The sequence below is a fragment of the Lacimicrobium alkaliphilum genome (assembly GCF_002591895.1).
Lineage (GTDB): Bacteria > Pseudomonadota > Gammaproteobacteria > Enterobacterales > Alteromonadaceae > Lacimicrobium > Lacimicrobium alkaliphilum.
Genome location: NZ_NISX01000006.1, coordinates 106,683 through 126,962, shown reverse-complemented (window position 1 = coordinate 126,962; position 20,280 = coordinate 106,683). Strand labels below are relative to the sequence as shown.

General features: G+C 50.5%; 18 protein-coding genes. 13 read left to right on the top strand and 5 right to left on the bottom strand.

Features of this window, described 5'->3' with window-relative positions; all coding sequences use genetic code 11:
• Positions 1 to 187: 187 nt before the first annotated feature.
• From CDA54_RS07710 to CDA54_RS07690, 5 genes are all read left to right on the top strand, one after another.
• Positions 188 to 1,393 carry an MFS transporter gene (locus tag CDA54_RS07710; RefSeq protein ID WP_099034416.1) on the top strand — a complete coding sequence of 402 codons (1,206 nt, stop codon included), beginning with the start codon at positions 188 to 190 and terminating at the stop codon, positions 1,391 to 1,393.
• A 277-nt stretch (positions 1,394 to 1,670) separates the two neighbouring features.
• Complete coding sequence (gene cfa, locus CDA54_RS07705; protein WP_099034415.1) at positions 1,671 to 2,831, top strand: cyclopropane fatty acyl phospholipid synthase; 1,161 nt, start codon at positions 1,671 to 1,673, stop codon at positions 2,829 to 2,831.
• Between the two features lie 22 nt (positions 2,832 to 2,853).
• Complete coding sequence (locus CDA54_RS07700; protein WP_099034414.1) at positions 2,854 to 3,858, top strand: isocitrate dehydrogenase; 1,005 nt, start codon at positions 2,854 to 2,856, stop codon at positions 3,856 to 3,858.
• Between the two features lie 26 nt (positions 3,859 to 3,884).
• Positions 3,885 to 4,529 carry a hypothetical protein gene (locus CDA54_RS07695; RefSeq protein WP_099034413.1) on the top strand — a complete coding sequence of 215 codons (645 nt, stop codon included), beginning with the start codon at positions 3,885 to 3,887 and terminating at the stop codon, positions 4,527 to 4,529.
• Between the two features lie 35 nt (positions 4,530 to 4,564).
• The gene (locus CDA54_RS07690) at positions 4,565 to 5,410 is read left to right on the top strand and encodes a patatin-like phospholipase family protein (protein WP_099034412.1); all 846 of its coding nucleotides are present in this window, start codon (positions 4,565 to 4,567) and stop codon (positions 5,408 to 5,410) included.
• Positions 5,411 to 5,434: 24 nt separating this feature from the next.
• On the opposite strand, the gene CDA54_RS07685 is transcribed toward CDA54_RS07690, so the two are convergent.
• Positions 5,435 to 5,791 carry a TraR/DksA family transcriptional regulator gene (locus tag CDA54_RS07685; protein WP_229748116.1) on the bottom strand — a complete coding sequence of 119 codons (357 nt, stop codon included), beginning with the start codon at positions 5,789 to 5,791 and terminating at the stop codon, positions 5,435 to 5,437.
• Positions 5,792 to 5,945: 154 nt separating this feature from the next.
• Between CDA54_RS07685 and CDA54_RS07680 the strand changes: the two genes are divergently transcribed.
• The 4 genes from CDA54_RS07680 (at position 5,946) to nhaD (ending at position 10,905) form a co-directional block, all read left to right on the top strand.
• Complete coding sequence (locus CDA54_RS07680) at positions 5,946 to 7,064, top strand: S-(hydroxymethyl)glutathione dehydrogenase/class III alcohol dehydrogenase (RefSeq protein ID WP_099034411.1); 1,119 nt, start codon at positions 5,946 to 5,948, stop codon at positions 7,062 to 7,064.
• A gap of 663 nt (positions 7,065 to 7,727) precedes the next feature.
• Positions 7,728 to 8,579, top strand: a complete 852-nt coding sequence (gene fghA, locus CDA54_RS07670; RefSeq protein ID WP_099034409.1) for an S-formylglutathione hydrolase — start codon at positions 7,728 to 7,730, stop codon at positions 8,577 to 8,579.
• 2 nt (positions 8,580 to 8,581) lie between these two features.
• Entirely contained in the window at positions 8,582 to 9,199 is a 618-nt protein-coding gene (locus CDA54_RS07665) for a YigZ family protein (RefSeq protein WP_099034408.1), read from the top strand.
• A gap of 302 nt (positions 9,200 to 9,501) precedes the next feature.
• The gene (nhaD, locus tag CDA54_RS07660) at positions 9,502 to 10,905 is read left to right on the top strand and encodes a sodium:proton antiporter NhaD (protein ID WP_373286089.1); all 1,404 of its coding nucleotides are present in this window, start codon (positions 9,502 to 9,504) and stop codon (positions 10,903 to 10,905) included.
• Between the two features lie 347 nt (positions 10,906 to 11,252).
• Here nhaD and CDA54_RS07655 read toward each other — a convergent pair whose 3' ends face one another.
• The 4 genes from CDA54_RS07655 to CDA54_RS07640 are packed head-to-tail and all read right to left on the bottom strand — an operon-like array spanning position 11,253 to position 16,351.
• Positions 11,253 to 12,437, bottom strand: a complete 1,185-nt coding sequence (locus tag CDA54_RS07655) for a hypothetical protein (RefSeq protein ID WP_180237145.1) — start codon at positions 12,435 to 12,437, stop codon at positions 11,253 to 11,255.
• A 28-nt stretch (positions 12,438 to 12,465) separates the two neighbouring features.
• Complete coding sequence (locus tag CDA54_RS07650; protein ID WP_099034406.1) at positions 12,466 to 13,266, bottom strand: outer membrane lipoprotein-sorting protein; 801 nt, start codon at positions 13,264 to 13,266, stop codon at positions 12,466 to 12,468.
• Complete coding sequence (locus CDA54_RS07645; RefSeq protein WP_099034405.1) at positions 13,263 to 15,566, bottom strand: efflux RND transporter permease subunit; 2,304 nt, start codon at positions 15,564 to 15,566, stop codon at positions 13,263 to 13,265. The genes CDA54_RS07650 and CDA54_RS07645 overlap by 4 nt, the downstream gene beginning before the upstream one ends.
• Positions 15,563 to 16,351, bottom strand: a complete 789-nt coding sequence (locus CDA54_RS07640; protein ID WP_099034404.1) for a TetR/AcrR family transcriptional regulator — start codon at positions 16,349 to 16,351, stop codon at positions 15,563 to 15,565. Before CDA54_RS07640 ends, CDA54_RS07645 begins: the two co-directional genes overlap by 4 nt.
• Positions 16,352 to 16,715: 364 nt before the next feature.
• Between CDA54_RS07640 and CDA54_RS07635 the strand changes: the two genes are divergently transcribed.
• The 4 genes from CDA54_RS07635 (at position 16,716) to dgt (ending at position 20,199) form a co-directional block, all read left to right on the top strand.
• Positions 16,716 to 17,456, top strand: coding sequence for a PEP-CTERM sorting domain-containing protein (locus CDA54_RS07635; protein WP_099034403.1), 741 nt, complete (start codon positions 16,716 to 16,718; stop codon positions 17,454 to 17,456).
• Between the two features lie 119 nt (positions 17,457 to 17,575).
• Positions 17,576 to 18,157, top strand: coding sequence for a thymidine kinase (locus CDA54_RS07630; protein WP_099034402.1), 582 nt, complete (start codon positions 17,576 to 17,578; stop codon positions 18,155 to 18,157).
• An 80-nt stretch (positions 18,158 to 18,237) separates the two neighbouring features.
• Positions 18,238 to 18,621 carry a PAS domain-containing protein gene (locus CDA54_RS07625; protein WP_099034401.1) on the top strand — a complete coding sequence of 128 codons (384 nt, stop codon included), beginning with the start codon at positions 18,238 to 18,240 and terminating at the stop codon, positions 18,619 to 18,621.
• Between the two features lie 84 nt (positions 18,622 to 18,705).
• A complete protein-coding gene (dgt, locus tag CDA54_RS07620; RefSeq protein ID WP_099034400.1) occupies positions 18,706 to 20,199 on the top strand; it encodes a dGTPase in 1,494 nt (497 codons plus the stop codon).
• Positions 20,200 to 20,280: the final 81 nt, after the last annotated feature.

The following is a 20,280-nucleotide window of genomic DNA, read 5'->3' as shown; positions in this document are numbered from 1 at the left end:
TTTATTTTACAAAAATTTAACAGAACGAGTTTGGGACAATAAGGTAAAATTATCCATGCTTAGTAATAGTCAGCTACGAAAGCCCAAAAAAAGAAGCTTTGCGGGATAAAATTGCTGACAGCAGTATTTGCTGACTCTGTTGCACCACGACATTGTCAGTCTTAATACTTTTCCATTCAGGAGCACTATGACTGCCTACTGGCGCTTTATACAACGACACTGGCCTTTGCTGACCTTTGGTTTTATTACCATTTTCTGGGGCAATCTGGGACAGTCGTTTTTTATCAGCTTCTATGGTGCCAGCATCCAGCAAAGCCTGGCTATCAGCGCCGGGGATTATGGGCTGATTTACGCGCTGGCCACCCTCAGCTCCGGGCTGATGCTGATGGCGCTGGGCGGCAAAGTGGATAAGTACCCGCTGAAAAATTTCAGCTCCCTGGTGGCCCTTGGCCTGATGGCAGCCTGTATCATCATGTGGCTGACCAGCGGGCCCTGGTGGCTGGGTCTGGGTTTCTTCCTGCTGCGCCTGTGTGGCCAGGGGCTGATGCCTCATGTTGGCCAGACCACCATGGCGCGCAGTTTTGATAAAGACAGGGGCAAAGCCATCAGTTTATCGGCCTGCGGTGTGCCGCTGGGTGAAGCCATACTGCCTTTGATTGTGGTGGCCCTCATTGCCTGGCTTGGCTGGCAGCAAAGCTGGCTGTGGCTGGGATTAAGCATTCCGCTTATTTATATTCCCTTAAGCCGCAAGCTGCTGAATAAAGCCGCGCTGGCTCCGCCTGAAATCTCAGCAGCCAATGCCAGAGGGCCACAATACAGTCGCCGCCATGTGCTTAAAGATCTGCGCTTCTGGCTGGTATTACCGGCGATGCTGGCCGGGCCTTTTCTGGTGACGGCCATTTTTATTCAGCAAAACTATGTACTGGAACAAAAAGGCTGGACTACGGCATTGCTGGCCAGCAGCTTTATCATTTATGGCATTCTGCACTGGGCGGGTTCAATCTGGTCCGGCGTGCTGGTAGACCGATTCCGGGCCAGAAAACTGGTGCCTTTTATCTCCCTGCCGTTGTTATTGGCCATGCTGCTGTTGACCATAGGCTACGGCCCCTGGCTGGCACCGGCGTTTATGGCAGTACTGGGGCTATCCATCGGCATTACCGGGCCGGTGTTTAATGCTCTGTGGGCAGAGATATACGGCACCACCAACCTCGGCGCTATCCGCGCTTTGGCCACATCGCTGATGATCCTCTCCACCGCCAGTTCACCATGGCTGTTTGGCCTGCTGATCGATGCTGGTATCAAGGGCAGCCAACTGTTTGCCGGGTGTACGGTATTTGTTGTTATCGCCGGGTTGGGGGTTTTTCTGGCCTACGGACGCAACAGGGAGTGTTAACCCATTGTTGCGAGAAAGTTACAGCCTGGTTATCGACTTTTAAAATTGGCATAAATTTTTCCGATAGCCCGATATTGGCTCGCAATACAGCAAGCATTTATATATAATCCACTACCAGCCGCGATTATTAATCGCTAAAAGCTATTAAATTTTTTATAAATTCAAGTATTCAGAGGCCCGTGCCAGTGTAAATCGACTCTCAACCCTAACGTTTTCCCTATAGATGGCAATGATTAACTGCCATCCAAGCTAAACCCAAGGTTGTGGAGGTATTCCAGTGGCATCACCCATTAGTAAAAAAGACAAAAAACATTCCTATCTTAATCAGTCCCGTATTCATCAGTATTTTCAGTCATTACTGAGTGAAGTCGATATACAGGTCAACGGCAAGCGGCCCTGGGACATGCAATTAAAAGCGCCTAAATTACCCGAGCGCATCTTTGCCAATGGCAATCTGGCGCTGGGTGAAAGTTATATGGAGGGCGAGTGGGATGCCGAACATCTGGATCAATTCTTCTACCGCATGTTACGCCATCGCCTGCCGGATAAAGTCAAACCCTCCAAACTCTGGACTCACGTCCTCAAAACCAGACTGTTTAACCGCCAGACCTATAAAAAGGCCTGGCAGGTGGGCGAACATCATTACGATCTCGGCAATGATTTTTATCAGACCATGCTCGACTCGAGAATGACCTATACCTGTGGCTACTGGAAAAATGCCATGACGCTGGAACAGGCGCAGGAGGCAAAACTCGAACTCATCTGCCAGAAACTCCAGTTGCAACCCGGCATGCGGGTACTGGACATCGGTTGTGGCTGGGGCAGTTTTATGAGTTATGCCGCTGAGCACTACGGGGTTAAATGTGTTGGCGTAACCATCTCCAAAGAACAGACTGAATGGGCGAAGAAGCGGTATTCGCATCTTGACCTGGAATTCAGATTACAGGACTACCGTCAGATCAGCGAGCAATTTGACCGCATCGTCAGTGTGGGCATGTTTGAGCATGTGGGGCGAAAAAACTATCGCGACTACATGCAGGTCGCACACCGCTGCCTGAAAGACAACGGCCTGTTCCTGCTGCATACCATCGGCAAGAATCAGCGGGACAGCTACCCAGACCCCTGGATAGACAAATATATTTTCCCCAATGGTGAGCTACCCGCCATTGGTCAGATTGGCGATGCTGCCGACAAACTTTTCGTGATCGAAGATTTACACAACTTCGGTGCGGATTACGACAAGACCCTGATGGCCTGGCATGAAAACTTTGAGCAGGCCTGGCCAGCTTTTGCCGACCAGCTGGGCGAAAAATTCTACCGCATGTGGCGCTACTACCTGCTCTCCTGTGCTGGTGCCTTCCGGGCCCGGGACATTCAGCTGTGGCAATGGGTATTATCAAAGCAAGGCGTCGAGGGTGGCTACCACCGCATCTGTTAATTTTTAACACTAAGGAACTTCAATGAAGCAAACGATTACTGTCATCCGCGGCGATGGCATCGGCCCCAGCATTGTCGATGCAACCCTTAAGATACTGGATAAAGTGAATGCAGGATTAGAATACCGCTTTGTGGACGCCGGACTGGTTGCCATGGAACGCCACGGCGAGCTGTTACCGGCCACCACAGTGGATGCTATCGCTCAACATGGTGTAACCCTTAAAGGCCCTCTTACTACCCCTGTGGGTGAGGGTTTTACCTCAATTAATGTAGCCCTGCGTAAAAAGTTTTCCCTGTACGCTAATCTGCGCCCGGTGAAGTCCTTCGCCGGCACTCAGGCCAGATATGAAGATATTGATATCCTCACCGTCAGGGAAAATACCGAGGGGATGTACAGTGGTTTAGGGCAGGAGTTATCGGATGATGGCGAAACCGCCAAAGCCACAAGTATCATTACCCGTACCGGGGCCCGCAATATCCTTGAATTCGCCTTTGAGACGGCCCGCCGCGAAGGGCGTAAAAAAGTCACCGCAGTGCACAAGGCTAACATCCTTAAAAGCACCTCAGGTTTGTTTCTCAAAACTGCCCGTGAGATCGCCAAAGCCTACCCGGATATCGAATTCAACGAGATGATTGTGGATAACACCTGCATGCAACTGGTGATGAACCCTCATCAGTTTGACGTGATTGTCACCACTAACCTGTTTGGCGATATTATCTCCGACCTCTGTGCCGGGCTGGTTGGCGGGCTGGGGATGGCGCCTGGCGCCAATATTGGTAAAGACTGCGCCATCTTCGAAGCAGTACACGGCAGTGCACCGGATATTGCTGGCCAGAATATTGCCAACCCCACGTCGGTGATCCTGGCGGCGATACAAATGCTCAATTATCTCAACAAACCTGAGCAAGCGGCCCGGATTCTGCATGCGTTGACCGATGTGATTGCCAGCGGTGACAGGGTTACCCGGGATCTCGGCGGCAACGGCAGCACCACTGATTTTACTCAGGCAGTGCTGGAACGACTCTGATCTGAACAACACAGAAGAACCGTTTTATGAGCCCGAATGACATCAGCCTGTACAGCGCCATGCAAAACATCAGTCTGGTGCAGTTAATGGTGGAGAAAAAACGGCATTTTCGCCATGACAGTGAATTTGCCGCGTTCGTCAAAGCCCAGCTCAAGCGATTACAAAAACGCAAAACCGTCTCTGCGGGAACGGTAAAGTATTTTAATAAGGTACTGGAGCCGCAAAAAAGCGGATTTGCCAGGCGCTGGCTGCAACGTCTGAATCGCTATGCAGAGATCCAGAAAAGCCTCAGTGCGCTGAAACAGATGACCGATGCCGAGCGCCTGGCGTTATTTTTTACCAGCATGCAGAAACTCGGCTACGCCGTGCAACCGGATCACGGTGATGATCTGCATTTTGATGACACGCAAAGCCAGCAGGTACTGAAAATGGGATTTGTTGGCATGGCCAACTCACAAATCTGCAAATTCGAACAGGGCAACCTGTGCCAGGATACCTACCTGACTTACTACCTGCCCGCTGACCAGGATATGGCAGAAGGGGTGCTGCTGAAATACCTGCAAAGCTTTGGCTTTAATATCCAGTTGCCGGTAAATCGCGCGAGCAGCCGCCTGGCCCGTAATGTCTTTGCCCATATTCCGATTGTCAGTTTCGCCCGGCAAATGCAGTAGCGCTTATTGCGCTTGCAATTAATAAGGAGAATAGCTTGAATCAGGTCTCGGCCCTCACCTCGGCAATCGTTGCAGAAGGCGGTGCCATGCGCGGCATTTTTACCGCCGGGGTGCTGGATGCTCTGATGCAGGCGAAGCATTGCCCCTTTGATTTTGCCGTGGGTGTTTCGGCGGGTTCCACCAACCTGATTGGATACCTTTGTCAGGCTCCGGGCAGAAGCAAACAGATTATCTGTGATCACGCCACCCGGGACGATTTCATTAGCTGGCGTCGCTATCTGCGCGGTGGTCATTTTTGTGATGTCAGCTGGCTATGGCACGCGTCATTTGCTGATATTCCCCTGGATTTGCAATATTATCAGCGGCAAAAACGCCCTTTGTGGGTGGTGACTACGGGCGTGCACTCGGGTAAGTCGCATTATTTTAAAATCTCACCAGACAACCTGCATCAGGTGTTTCCTGCCTCCTGCGCCGTGCCTCTGGCCTATCGGAATTATCCTGTTATCGACGGTGAACCGATGACGGACGGTGGGCTGACAGACTCGATTCCGGTGGAATTTGCCTATCGACAAGGGGCGCGGGATATTACCGTGATCCTGTCCAAACCCCTGGGTTATCAGAAACGCAAAAGCGCTTTACCGGTATTGACCCGGCCTTTTTTCAGAGGCTACCCGAAACTGTATGCGGCAGTGCTCAGGCGGGCCCAGCGTTATAACCGGGCGCTACAGTTTATTACCGTACCGCCGCTGGATTGCCGCATCCGGGTTATCTCACCCCCAGCGGATTTTAAAGTCGGGCGCTTCACCAAAGATACCGCCCTGCTGGAGCAGGGGTATCTGCAGGGGATCGGGGCCGCCCAAATCTATCTGCAGGATGTTTAAAAAGCCGTCTGAACCTGTAAAAGGTTATTTATCCGCACAATCAATACAACAGGTGACGACCGGATTAAATAATAGTCGGCGGGGATCGATTTCTTCGTCACATTCCAGACAATAGCCGTAGTCATCCTCTTCAATACGCTTAAGGGCCGCTTCCACCTGCTTAGCCACCAGTTCACGGCGACGCTGACTCTCCAGCGCCATCTGCTGGGACTGCATGGCATCTATGCGTGACAACCGCCCTACACTCTGCTGATCCAGTACTACAGTGCCGGTATCACCCACCTCGCTACTGGCCGCCTGACGCGCGGCCAGTTCTGCACGCATTTGCAATAACTTTTGTTTGCATTGCTCAAGTTGTTGCCCAGTCATAGATTCAGACATCGTTACACCAGAAATGGTTACACAGGTAGCCTAACAGTTTACTTCATAGACAGTCGTCAGACAAAATGCAGGGATTCGGGCTGACTGATGATCCAAACCTCCCTGAAGTTGTTAGACTGATTGCACTGCTACTCTATTTATTCAGGAGTTGATTATGCAAACCATTAAAACCCGTGCTGCCGTTGCCCGGGAAGCCGGCAAACCCCTGACCATCGAAGAAGTGGATCTGATGCCGCCACAAAAAGGCGAGGTACTGGTGCGTATTGTCGCCACCGGCGTTTGTCATACCGATGCCTTTACCTTAAGCGGAGAGGATCCTGAAGGTCTTTTTCCTGCCATTTTAGGCCATGAGGGTGCCGGCGTTGTAGAAGCCATAGGCGAAGGGGTCAAGGACCTTCAGGTGGGTGATCATGTGATTCCTCTGTACACCCCTGAATGCGGCGAATGTACTTTCTGTAAATCCGGCAAAACCAATCTTTGCCAGGCAATCCGTGCGACTCAGGGCAAAGGTCTGATGCCCGACGGCACTACCCGGTTCAGCAAAGACGGTAAGCCCATTTACCACTACATGGGCACCTCGACTTTTGCCGAGCATACGGTAGTGCCGGAAATTGCACTGGCGAAAATTCCTAAAGACGCGCCGCTGGAAAAAGTCTGTCTGCTCGGCTGTGGTGTGACCACCGGCATGGGAGCCGTTACCAATGCCGCCAACGTACAAAAAGGCGACACCGTTGCTGTATTTGGCCTCGGTGGTATCGGCCTGTCGGTGCTGATCGGTGCACGCATGGCTGAAGCGGGGCGGATTATCGCCATCGATATCAACGAAGATAAATTCGATATTGCCCGCCAGCTCGGCGCCACCGATACCGTTAATCCCAAAGATTATGACAAGCCGATTCAGGAAGTCATCGTTGAGCTAACCGACGGCGGCGTGGACTTTTCCTTCGAGTGTATCGGTAACGTTAATGTGATGCGCTCGGCACTGGAGTGCTGCCATAAAGGCTGGGGCGAATCGGTGATTATCGGCGTTGCCGGCGCCGGCCAGGAAATCTCCACCCGCCCTTTTCAGCTGGTCACCGGCCGGGTATGGCGCGGTACCGCTTTTGGTGGCGTTAAAGGCCGCAGCCAGTTGCCCGATTATGTGCAGCGTTATATGGACGGCGAATTCGAACTGGATACCTTTATTACCCACACCATGGGCCTTGAGGATATCAACAAGGCCTTTGATTTAATGCACGAAGGTAAATCTATTCGCAGCGTGATTCATTATTGAAAATAATTCACCACAGAGACACGGAGGGCACAGAGGTTTAAAAATGGGTGATCTTTAACACCTCTGCGCCACTGCGCCTTTGCGAGATCACCCTGCTTTTCTTTGTTTGATCTCGCAGAGGCGCTAAGACGCGGAGAATAAAAGCCCTTATAATTTCCGTGCTCTCTGTGACTCTGTGGTGAATAAGTCTGTAGCCTGGCTGCATCGAAGCGGAATCCAGCATTGGGCAGACATAACGAACTAACCACGGAGACACAGAAGGTACAGAGGGTTTAAAAATGGGGATCTTTAACACCTCTGCGCCACTGCGCCTTTGCGAGATCACCCTGCTTTTCTTTGTTTGATCTCGCAGAGGCGCTAAGACGCGGAGAATAAAAGCCCTTATAATTTCCGTGCTCTCTGTGACTCTGTGGTGAATAAGTCTGTAGCCTGGCTGCATCGAAGCGGAATCCAGCATTGGGCAGACATAACGAACTAACCACGGAGACACAGAAGGTACAGAGGGTTTAAAAATGGGGATCTTTAACACCTCTGCGCCACTGCGCCTTTGCGAGATCACCCTGTTTTTCTTTGTTTGATCTCGCAGAGGCGCTAAGACGCGGAGAATAAAAGCCCTTATAATTTCCGTGTTCTCCGTGCCTCTGTGGTAAATAAGGTGATTTTATGACACAACTTACTGAAATTTCAGCCGTTAAATCTTTTGATGGTTGGCAAAAGCGTTTTCAGCATGACTCACAGGTGCTGCACTGCAAAATGCAGTTCTCGGTGTATTTACCGCCACAGGCAGAGAAAGATCAGCCCCTGCCGGTGCTGTACTGGCTTTCGGGGCTGACCTGCTCCGATGAGAATTTTTCGGCTAAAGCCGGGGCACAGCGTGTTGCCGCCGAACTGGGAATTATGCTGGTGATCCCCGATACCAGTCCACGGGGAGAAGGTGTGCCCGATGCCGAAGACGGCGCTTATGATCTGGGCCTGGGCGCCGGTTTTTATGTCAATGCCACAGAATCCCCCTGGCAGCGCCACTATCAGATGTATGACTATATTGCCGAAGAGCTGCCTGCTTTGATTGAACAGCAGTTTAACATTTCAAAGTCTGCCATCAGTGGCCATTCGATGGGCGGGCATGGTGCTTTGGTGCTGGCGCTGCGCAATCCGGACCGTTTCACTTCGGTGTCGGCTTTTGCGCCTATTGTTAACCCGGTTAATTGCCCCTGGGGTCAAAAAGCCTTCAGTGCCTATCTGGGTGAGAATAAACAACAGTGGCAACAATATGATGCCTGCCACTTGCTGGCAAACAAGCGAGGAGACTGGCAGTTACCGATTAAAGTCGACCAGGGCTTGGCGGATAACTTTCTGGAGAGTCAACGCCTTACCAGACCGCTGGAGGAAATATGCGAGAAAACCGGCGTCAAGGCAGAGTTTGGCTATCACCCCGGTTATGATCACAGCTACTATTTTATCGCCAGCTTTATCGAACAACATCTGCGCTTTCACGCTACGTATCTGAAGGCCTGATCTTGGCCGCTACGCAGTATCTGATCCCATCCGCAGCGGCTGAATTTGAGTCAGAGATTAAACGCAGCCGCTTTATCTGTTACGCCGGACATGCTGACAACCGGGATGCGGCAGAGCACTTTATCCGTGCTGTCCGCGAGCGCCATCCACAAGCCCGTCATGTGTGCTGGGCTTATATCGCCGGCGCGCCGGATACCACTGTGATGTCGATGAGCGATGATGGTGAGCCCAGTGGCACCGCCGGCATGCCGATGCTTAAGGTGCTGCAATATTCCGGTATGGGTGAGGTAGTGGTGGCTGTGGTGCGTTATTTTGGTGGCACTAAACTTGGTACCGGCGGATTACAACGGGCCTATTCCGATGCTGTATCGGGCGTATTGGAACACATACCGTCTCACCCATTTGTGTCTCGCGAGCTGCTGCAACTGCAATTTGATTATGCGCTGGAATCACAGGTACGCCATATTCTCAGTCAATACGATGTTCAGGCCAATGAACCTGATTACCAGCAACAGGTAAGCATGCAACTGGCTGTGGCGGCCAGTGAAGTACAAACGCTGATCACTATGCTGACCAACCACTCAGCCGGTGCGGTAAATATAAGGCGAGGTTCAATCTGAACCCTACCCTGTAATGCCTCCCATCTGTAGGTAAAATGCCCTTCAGACTAAAGTCACGATTGAACCAAGCCCCTTGATTCTGTATACTCCGCGCCCGTCAGACAGGTGATTCCAGAGCTTAAAATCCAACCAGAATCAATAACAAGCTACAAGCCAGCCACCTGCAAAAGTAACAGATATAACGACAGTCGATATTAAGAATTCAGCGAACCGGCGCAGCGCCTGCTCGCCGCACCAGTTTTTTTAACTACTCGGGACACAACCTCATGAACTGTCAAAGGAGCCTTATACTCCTGGCCACGATGTTTCTTATCCTGGTCAGCCCTGCCGCTTTTGCCGCTACCGGCACACTGGATATTACCCTGACCACCGCCAGCCTCGCCTGCATCGTGATTTTTGTACTGGCCTATGTGCTGGTGATGCTGGAAGAGAAAATCCATCTGCGCAAATCCAAGCCTGTGTTGGTGGCCGCCGGACTTATCTGGACCCTGGTCGCCTGGCAATATACCGCCGCCGGTATGCCCGAACAGAGTACCGACGCTTTTCGTCACGCCCTGCTGGAATTTGCCGAACTGATGCTGTTTTTGCTGGTGGCTATGACCTATATCAATGCCCTGGAAGAGCGGCGCCTGTTTGACGGCCTGCGGGCCTGGATGGTGGAAAAGGGCTTCAGTTATAAACAGCTGTTCTGGATCAGCGGTATTCTGGCCTTTTGTATCTCTCCCATCGCCGATAACCTCACCACCGCCCTGCTACTCTGTGCCGTGGTGATGAAAGTGGCGGACGGTGATAAGAAATTTATCGCCATGAGCTGTGTAAATATCGTGGTGGCGGCCAATGCCGGCGGCGCTTTCAGTCCCTTTGGCGATATCACTACGCTGATGGTATGGCAGGCCAATGTGGTGGAATTTACCGAGTTCTTTGCTCTGTTTCTGCCTGCGCTAATCAGCTACCTGATACCGGCGCTGGCCATGTCTTTGTTTATTGAAGACAGAAAACCCGCCAATTTCAGCGAAGAAGTGGAACTGAAACGTGGGGCACTGCGTATTCTGGGGCTGTTTCTACTCACTATCGCCACCGCCGTGGTATTAAAAACCACCCTGCATCTGCCACCGGTGCTGGGGATGATGATGGGGCTGGGCTATCTGCAATTCTTCGGTTATTTCCTGCGCGTGACCCTGCCCGGCTCGCTGGCCCGTAAAAGGGCTATGGCAGAACGGGAAGGGGATCAGGAAAAACTTGCCCGTTTAGGCTCTGTGGTGCCTTTTGATGTGTTTGGCCGGGTCGCCCGGGCCGAGTGGGACACCTTATTGTTTTTCTACGGTGTGGTGATGTGTGTGGGCGGTCTCGGCTTTATCGGCTATTTGTCGATTATGTCAGACTTTCTCTATCACGGCTGGAATCCGACCATCGCCAACGTCGTACTGGGGCTCATGTCAGCTGTGGTGGATAATATTCCGGTAATGTATGCGGTACTGACCATGATGCCCGAGATGTCTCACGGCCAGTGGTTACTGATCACCCTGACCGCCGGTATAGGAGGCAGCTTACTGTCTATCGGTTCTGCTGCCGGCGTCGCTTTGATGGGTCAGGCAAGAGGCTACTATACTTTTGCCAGCCACCTGAAATGGGCACCGGTGATCCTGCTTGGTTACGCGGCAGGGGTAGTGGTACATCTGTATCTGAATACGCGCTTTTTCGCATAGGGCTGAATTCTGAGATTTAACCACTAAGAGCACAAAAGCTTTTTCACCACAGAGACACGGAGGGCACAGAGGTTTAAAAAATGGGTGACCTTTAACACCTCTGCGCCTTTGCGAGATCACCCTGCTTTTCTTTATTTGATCTCGCAGAGGCGCTAAGACGCGGAGAATAACAGCCCTTATAATCTCTGTGTTCTCTGTGCCTCTGTGGTGGTAATTCTTTTGCGGGTAACTAAACACAGGAAAAGCGATATTCACCGCTGAGGCGCAGAGGGCGCAGAGAACCGTCATGTTAAATTTCCGCGTACTCGGCGTCTCTGCGGTGAGTTTTATGCAGACGGCTTCCTCTACTAGAAATAATACTCCAGACTAAACTGGATATAGTCATCCCTGCGCAGCAGGTAGGTGGGCTCATCTTGTGTATCTGAGCTGAAGAACCAGCCATCGACCCGCCATTTCCAGTTGTTACTGATCCGGCTGGAGGCTTCAATAAAACCGGATCGACTGCTGGTTTCATCCAGATCCTGCACATAGGCGATCAACACTTCTGTGCCGTCAATGTCGTTAAATACAATACGGCTACCGAGCATCACGTCATTCTGACCCAGACTGGTGGCTTGTTCACCGCGTTCATCGTACTGGTACTCCATAAGCCAGCCGATATCATAGGGGCTATTCAATACCCCGACACTGGTATGCTCAAAACCCGCCGTTAAGGCGTAAAAATCTTCATCTGTAGTCTGGCGATAAATGGCCTCAAGTTTATACAAAGTGCCGCCCGCAATGGCCAGCATATCCAGTCCGGTCTGCTGCATCTGCCCATAATAAGGTCTCAGACTCATCCCATCCTCGCCTGGCTGGGGGATGAAATCCGGCTCTCTGTTGGTACCGTCGAAATACGACAGGCCTATTTCCACATCACCAAAATACTGAAAATAACGCAGCGCCCAGTCCAGGTTTTTTTCTTCGTCATCTGATTCATATAGCGGGTTGTCGGTGTCTATCGCAATTGGGCTGCGAAAGCGACCATCAGCTCCCGCAAAAGTGCGTTCACGAAAATAGGGCAAGGCAAAGGCACTGAGCGTACCCCAGTCTTTGATTAACGAAAATTGCACCATTGGCTGGCCAAGTTTATCTTCGCCGTCGATGGCTTCAACAAAATCCGTCTGGTTGATTACATCCACTAAATGCTGAGACTCGGTCTGGCCCCAGAACACCTTGCTGATACCGGCGCGCATTTCCCATTCATCGCCAATTTGCATCCACACGAGTTCACGTAAATCCCAATGAGTGCGCTCTGAATCGCGGCTGTCATAGCGCACAAAGGGCTTGATATTGATACTGCCCGTGCCCTGATTCCAGCTGTAATAAAGCTCTGGCTCCACAAACACCGAAATATCACTATTGTGCTGCTGTGGATATAACGCATCCTGAAAATAGAAGCGCTGCTCAATGGCTGCTTTAAGGTAAGTCTGAGTATCTGCCAGCGCAGTAAAGCTGGCCAGCAGACAGAGTGTAACAAGTGTCCTTTTCACGCTGCTCGTGTCCTCGTGTTTCGGTGCTCTAACGAACTCGCCTCAGGGTCGACTGATTAAAATCATTTTCATCCAGCCCGGTTCGAAACTGAAGCTCATGGGTGATCAGGTCCGTGCTCTTGCGGTTCTGGTTATTCACCATTGAGAGTTTCATTGGCCGCCAGTATTTATCCAGGTAGAGTTCAAAATCATGCATGGTCAGGGTCTTCAATAAACTGCCCTTGCGATCGTAGTATTCAATCTTGTGGGCACGATAATGTTCCTTGTCTATCCATACAATCATTTTGGTATAGCCGGAGTGCTCATAGGCCGGGGTTTGTTCCACCACAAAGCTGTTCAGGCTATTGATCTTATCATCACGCAAATACTTGTACCGGTATTTTTCCACCTCAAAGGAGCTTAAATCCTCAAAGGCAAACTCGCTGCCCATAAATGGCCCCGATTTGTTTCTTGAGGAAATGCGCTTGACCCGTTTCAGTGCCGGCAGATACATCCATTGATCGTCAGGTTCAATGGCATGGGAATAATTTAAAAAGGCAGTGCCTTTTACATCCGCAGGCTGATCGAAAATGGTCAGGCCTTTATCGCCATCATCCTGCATCTCCAGTGACAGCATACGCATCTTCCGCTCAATCTGTTGGCCACTGGCGGTACGCAAAATCATACTGGCTTCCGCCCGGGAATCCCCCCAGCCTCGGTCTCTGGCTTTGCGTTCCTTGGCGATTTCTAATCCCTTCTGCTCAGGACTTTGTGCCTGAACCGGCAATGCTAATAGTAGTAAACTAATAATCAGGCCACTCACCTGCCTGATGGATTGCATGCGACTCATCCCTCTGCTCCTTCTTTGCTTGTATGTTGCTTATCAAATACCATTAAAAATGCCGGTAAGAACAGAAAGTCCACCGCCAAAGCCATCAGAATAATAATCCCTGTCAACAATCCCATATCGGCATTCAGGGAAAAGGATGATAGCGATAGTACCGAAAATCCGATCACCAGCACTAACGTTGTCACCCACAATGCTCTGCCCACACTGGAAAATGCATAGCGTACGCCTTGCTCGGGACTCTCTCCCTGCCCTCTGGCGTAACGGTACTTACTCAGAAAATGCACCGTATCATCGACAATAATACCCAGTGCCATACTCAGTACCACTGACAGACCCAGGTTAATGTTTCCCGACATCAGTCCCCATATGCCAAAGCCAATACCGGCAGGCAGCAGGTTAGGCAGCAGACTGATCAGGCCCATGCGCCAGGAACGCAGGGCAAATACCAGCAATCCGGAAATCAACACCAGTGCTAATACTGTCCCCTTAAGCATACTGTTCATGTTCAGCTCACCGATATGGGCAAACATAAGTGACGGACTTGCAGCGGTAACGGAAAGCTCCGGCGCTCGTTTCGCCATCCAGTCTATGGCCCGTTGTTCGAAAGCCGTGAATTCCTTGCTGCCCAGATTTTTCATGGTCGCCATCACCCGGGTGGCGGATTTATCCAGATTAACCTGATTGTTCAAGTCCAGCCCGTACGGCAGTGACATCTCATACAATAGCAGATACTGAGCCGCCAGCTCCTGGCTATCCGGTAAACGGTAGTAGCTCTGATTGTCGCCGTGCATGTTCTTATTCAGGCGCTTGAAGGTATCAGAGATAGTGCTCACATGGTCTACCTCACTCTGTTGCCTCAGCCACTGACTGAAGTCCTCCACAGCCTGTAACACCTGTGGATCGTTTAAGGCTGATGGCGCACCCGCATCAATGGCAAAGTCCACGGTGGACATACCGCTAAGATGTTTTTCCTGAAAGTCAGTGGATTGTCTGAACGCCGTACTCTGATCAAAATACTCGGTAGCGATATCATTGACGCTGTTGTTAAAGCTGGCAGCTACTGCCAATATCGCAATCACAAACGTCACCGGCAGTAAGCGTCTGTGATGGCGAATTACCCATTCACCAAAGGCTTCTATGCCCTGCCCTTTCGCCTGCTGTTGTCTGGCGACCCGCATCGGCAGAATCATCAGCAAGGCCGGCAATAACGTCACAGAGAATACAAAGGCCAGCATTACCCCTAGTGCCGATACATTACCCAGGTCAGCGAGTATCGGTACGTTAGAAAAATTCATGGTCAGGAAACCGATGGCCGTTGTGGCACTGGTGATAAAAATCGGCATCAGGTTGATATCCATGGCGTACTGCAGAGCCTGAGCTTTATCTTTACCCTGGCGCAAGGCAAACAGCATGGATGAAATTACATGTACACAATCTGCTACCGCCAGGGTCATAATCAGAGTAGGAGCATTAACCGTAGCGGTAGACAGGAAAATACCCGACCAACCGGTTAGCCCCATGGTAGCCACGATAGTGGTAACGATGACCAGCAACGTAGCCAGCGTACCCGTAAAAGAGCGCAGTAAATACCACAGCACCAGAATGATGGCCAGAAACATAAAAGGCACCAGTGTTTCCACATCTTTTTGCGCTTCCACCGCGAAGGCTTCATTCATAAACACAATGCCGGTGTGATAAAACTTATGCTCAGGGTACTCAGCCTTATACTGGTCTGTCAGTGCCCGTACATGATCCGCCACCTCCTTAACCACGGCGGTCTTATCCTCTTCCGGCATATGAACGGTAATGTTGATCATGCTGGCCAGACCATCGGAATCGATGATCTTACCCACCAGATTAGGCTCCTGCAGTGCTACCGATTCAATCCGCGCAATGTTCCGGGCACTGAGTGAATCAGGGGCAAGGATCAGATCTTCTACAATCAGATCATCCCCTTGTGCCCGGGTGTGCTGAAAGTTGGCCAGCGAATCGACACGGGTAGAGTAAGGCGTTTGCCAGGCCGCTTCGGTGAGCTCGTATATCAGTTTCAGAGTTTGTGGGTTGAATATTTCCCCTTCAGGGGGCGCCACAATGATGCTGGCATTTTCGTTTTTGCTGAACTCGTCCTGCATCTGTTCAAAATCGAGCATCTGTGGATTATCAGGCTGAAAGTAGACCTTATAATCGCCACGAAAATACAAGTTTTTGGCACCATATCCGGACGCACCGATAAATAAAACACCGAGCAATAATATCAGCCACGGATGTTGCAGGATGCTCTTCAGCCACATTGATTTCATCGTACTTTCCTTTTCACTAACGCCACTTCTTCGGCAAAAATTTGGTCTGAGATACGCTGCCAGCTCTGCGCATAGTCATGTTCAGAGCTAAGAGGGGAGAACTGCATCCCATCCAGCAACAGGTTAATATTCAGCAGTATCGACTGTTCAGCATCCAGTTGTTGCAGCATCTGCGCTTCACTGGCGGCACTGAACAGCGCGTTGCTGCCAAACATCAGCGCCCAGGCAGCAAAGGTTAACTGGCTGGCCGCTCGTTGTTCTGATTGCGGTAACTCAGCATTACTCATCGCCTGCTCAAAAATTTTGTCACCCACCTCACCGAGTGCCTGCTCCAGTAGTTGCTGATGCTCGAGTCGCGCTGCGCTGGCCTTTTCCATTACCGCTGGGGTTTTGGCACTCAGTACACAATAGAACTGGGTGGGATTGAGCAAAGCATGCAGACGGTAAGCAAAACACACCGCTAATAGCTTTTCTCTGTTACAACCATTAAATGTCATAGCCCGTTCGAATAAGGCTAACTCCGTCTCCATACTGCGGGTGCAGAGTGCGCAAAGCAGATCTTCTTTACTGGAAAAATGGTTATATACCGTACCTTTGGAGTAATCGCAGGCCGCTACCAGCTTATCCATCGTCAGGGCGGCAAAACCCAGTTTATCCATCAGGCCCTCGGCGAGGGACAACAGTTCCTGCTCACGCTCAGCAAAGGCTCGCTGGCGCTTGTTCTTAAAGCCCTGCAGTATGCAGGTGCTGTCATTTTGTTTATTACAATTAAGCTTGAAATTCATAATTATGACGATTCGTCATTTGTTGACGGATCGTCATAATAGTGGAAATTAACAACAATGCAAGTCTGAAATTCACATTTTGGGCGCGCCAGCCAGATCTAAAAACCTGTCCGCTTAAACCTTATAAAAAGGTAACCTTTCAACGGCTTTCAACCCGTATATCAGTGTCAGTTTATTTAACAAAAAATTCCTTAGCCTGCCCTCACCCGGAATAATCTATTGATTTGAAAAGAGTTGTCTAACTGGTTTGATCCTTGCTTGGTTACTATTTGCTCTAAAGCAAACTGACACCGTTGTACTCCTGCCACGAGCAGCGACTTGGTGATATTCCGCACTAAATGAGAAACAACAAGAAGGTGAATCGATGAAAATCACAAGATACTTGCTACTTACATTGCTTGCCGGCTCTATGGCCGTGCACGCCAATACCATCGTGTACGATGATACAGTGCAATGGGGCAACCCGGGTGGTGAAAACAGTGGCGGCGGCAGCAGTGCTATTACCGACAGCAGAGCCAAAGATGGCAATGGTTCACTGGAACTATTCGGTGACCGTACCCGTTTTGTGGGGCTGGGAAATTTCTATGATCCGGGCTCAAACCTGATGTTACTCAGTGACGTGCTCGATTTTGGTTTTGACTGGATGATTGCCGGTGACAGCGTTTCTAATCTGCACCCCGACGCCACACCAGCACTGCGCCTGCATATCTGGGACGGTAGTCAACGCAGTGAATTAATCTGGGAAGGTGCGTATAACAATGGTTATGGCAACACAGACAGCGAAACCTGGTATACCACCGGCAGTGATGATGCGTTCTGGCGCTGGCAAACGGGTCTGGGTGTAACATTATCAGCGGGCGCTCAGGTAAATCAGAGTATTAATGACTGGATGGACGCAAGCTGGTATTCAGCATCGGCCTATGTTGCTGGTATCAGTGTTGGGGCAGGTTCGTCTATTGGCAGCGATTATCATGCCTTTGCCGATAATGTCCGCCTGAACGATACGGTGTTTAACTTTGAGGTTCAGCAGGTACCGGAACCAGCGCCGTTGCTTCTTCTGTGTGCGGGGCTGACAATGTTATTACTACGAAGATATTTCAAATAGTCTATGCCTTGACGATAAGGGAGCCGGCAGCGCTCCCTTTTACCTATAACTTCTCTTAAACGCCAATAACCGGCACAATAGGCTTCTTGTTAGTTACTACGCCTGTCTCCGGAATCTGTATGGCCCAACTGTATTTTTATTACTCGGCGATGAATGCCGGTAAATCCACATCGCTGTTGCAATCGGCTTATAATTACCGCGAACAAGGCATGCATGCTGTGCTGTTTACGGCTGCACTGGATAACCGTTTCGGGCGCGGCAAAGTGGCATCCCGGATTGGCCTTGAAGCAGAGGCGCAGCTATACGACCAGAGCACCCATCTGCTCGAAAAAATACATAATCTGGATAAAAAAGTGGCCATTGATTGCGTATTTGTAGACGAAGCCCAGTTCTTAACCAAAGCGCAGGTACGCCAGTTAACCTTTGTAGTGGATGAGCTGGATATTCCGGTACTGGCCTATGGCCTGCGCACCGATTTTGCCGGAGAAACCTTCGAAGGCAGTCACTACCTACTGGCATGGGCCGATAAGCTTGTGGAACTGAAAACCGTCTGTCATTGTGGTCGCAAGGCCAACTTCGTGGTCCGCATGGACGAATTCGGCCAGGCCATTAAACAGGGGGCACAGGTGGATGTGGGCGGTAACGACAAATATGTGTCAATGTGCCGCAATCACTTCCGCCAACTGGTATGGCAGGACTGACCTTTAAATGAATCAGTTGAATGCAGATCAATGTGGTTTTAGTATGCCTCTATTAAATTAATAACTGATGGCGCCACTTTATGGATAAGCCAGAGTATCAGCAATTCCTGCAGAAACTGCCGTTCCCGGCGTTGCTTGGTGAACCGGCAGAAAATAGCAACAATCACAAAGTTACCTTTGTTAATCAGGCTTTTATTGATGAGTTTGGTTTTACCCTCACACAGATGCCGGACAAAGACGCCTGGTGGCAACTGGCCTACCCGGATCCGGCGTACCGTGCGGTAGTGGCCAGTCAGTGGGAGCTGGAATGGGAATTGGCTGAGGATAAAAACCTGGAAAAAATCAGTATGGAAGCCTGTGTGACAAACAAGGGCGGAGAAGAGTATCGCTACCGGGTCATCAGCGCCATCAGTCACAACCCGCAGGAAAGAGTCTATCAGGTGTTTTTTATCCGCCTGGATTAGCAGGGGTGAATCGATTCTGTCATCTTCCCGCGTTACTCCATGTCACAATATTCCAGTTTGAACAACCCAGCAGGACCTGCCCGAATGAGTATAAACTTTCGCAACCGTATTAGTCTGAGCAGGCCTTTTGGCAGCAGCGAATTTGACAGTATCCGCAAACTCGAACGGGCACTGGAAAGTGACAGAGGCAGAATCATCAACTCTGCCGCCATCCGCCGCTTACAGCAAAAAACTCAGGTGTTCCCGCTGGAACGCAATGCCGCAGTGCGCAGTCGCCTTACTCACTCACTGGAAGTGCAGCAGACAGGACGTTTTATCGTTCGCACCCTGTTCGACAAACTCGGCGATGACGCCAAAACCTATGGGCTGGATGGCCTGGAGCGGGCCATCGAATCATTAGTGGAAATGGCCTGTCTGATGCACGATATCGGCAATCCGCCCTTTGGCCACTTTGGTGAAGCCGCTATTACCAAATGGTTTCGCCAGCATCTGCCTGAATTCCCCCTGTTCAGAAATAAAGAGTCCGCCATACAACCTCTGGCAGACAAACTGATTGCCGATTTAAGTAACTTTGAAGGTAATGCCCAGGCCGTTCGTCTTATTCATTCACTGCTGGGCCTCAACCTGACCTATATGCAAAGCGCCTGCATTCTCAAATATACCCGTCCGGCTCACCAGCCACGGCCAGCTAAAGGAACGGCACTGGATTATCTGCATAAAAAACCCGGCTTTTATCTGACCGAACAGGAGTTTGTCAGTGCGCTGCGTGAACAACTGGGGCTGACTGAAAACGGTCGCTACCCACTGGCTTATCTGATGGAAGCGGCAGATGATATTTCTTATTGTCTGGCAGATATCGAAGATGGCGTTGAAAAAGGCCTGCTCAGTTATCATCGGCTGGCGGAACTGTTGATCTCAACCTTTGATGATGGTGAGGGCAAGGCAGATATTCCCTGTTTTGCCACTGAGGGTAAAAAGCCGAAAAGTTTTCGACAGGTCATTGAGTATGTCACTCAGCGGGCTGACAAGGAGCCGATAAACAAGGCTCATGAGTTTTTTGTCTGGCTCAGAGTCAATCTTATCCACCCGCTGGTACATCATGCTGCTGAAGGCTTTATTGCCAATATTGAAGACATCTATTACGGGCGGCTAAACAGAGCACTATTGGAAGATGATTCATATTGTCATCAGTTGATCGAAACCTTCAAACAGGTCGCCATCAAACATATCTTCAGCGTGGAAGAAGTGCAAACCCTTGAATTACAGGGATATCGCATTATCTCCGAGTTACTCAACCAATATCGCCCGCTGCTGGAATTGAGTCAGATTGAGTTTAATCAGGTGATAAGTGGCGGACACCGCGATCTTTTGATTGAATCAAGACTGGCCAGACGGCTGCCCAATAAGCATGTCAGTGCCTATCGCCAGGCTCTGAAACAGCACAACAACGATGATCCCCGCCGTATGATATTGTGGGAAGGATATTATCGCTGTCGTTTGTTACAGGATATGGTCTCAGGTATGACGGATCAGTACGCGTTGGATGAATACAGAGAATTGCTGGCGCTAACTACCTGATGCCGTTTATCCCGTCTTATTCCCTTTCGGACGAAAAAGGCAGGGCAACAAATGAAGCAGAGTAATAATAGGATCCGAATC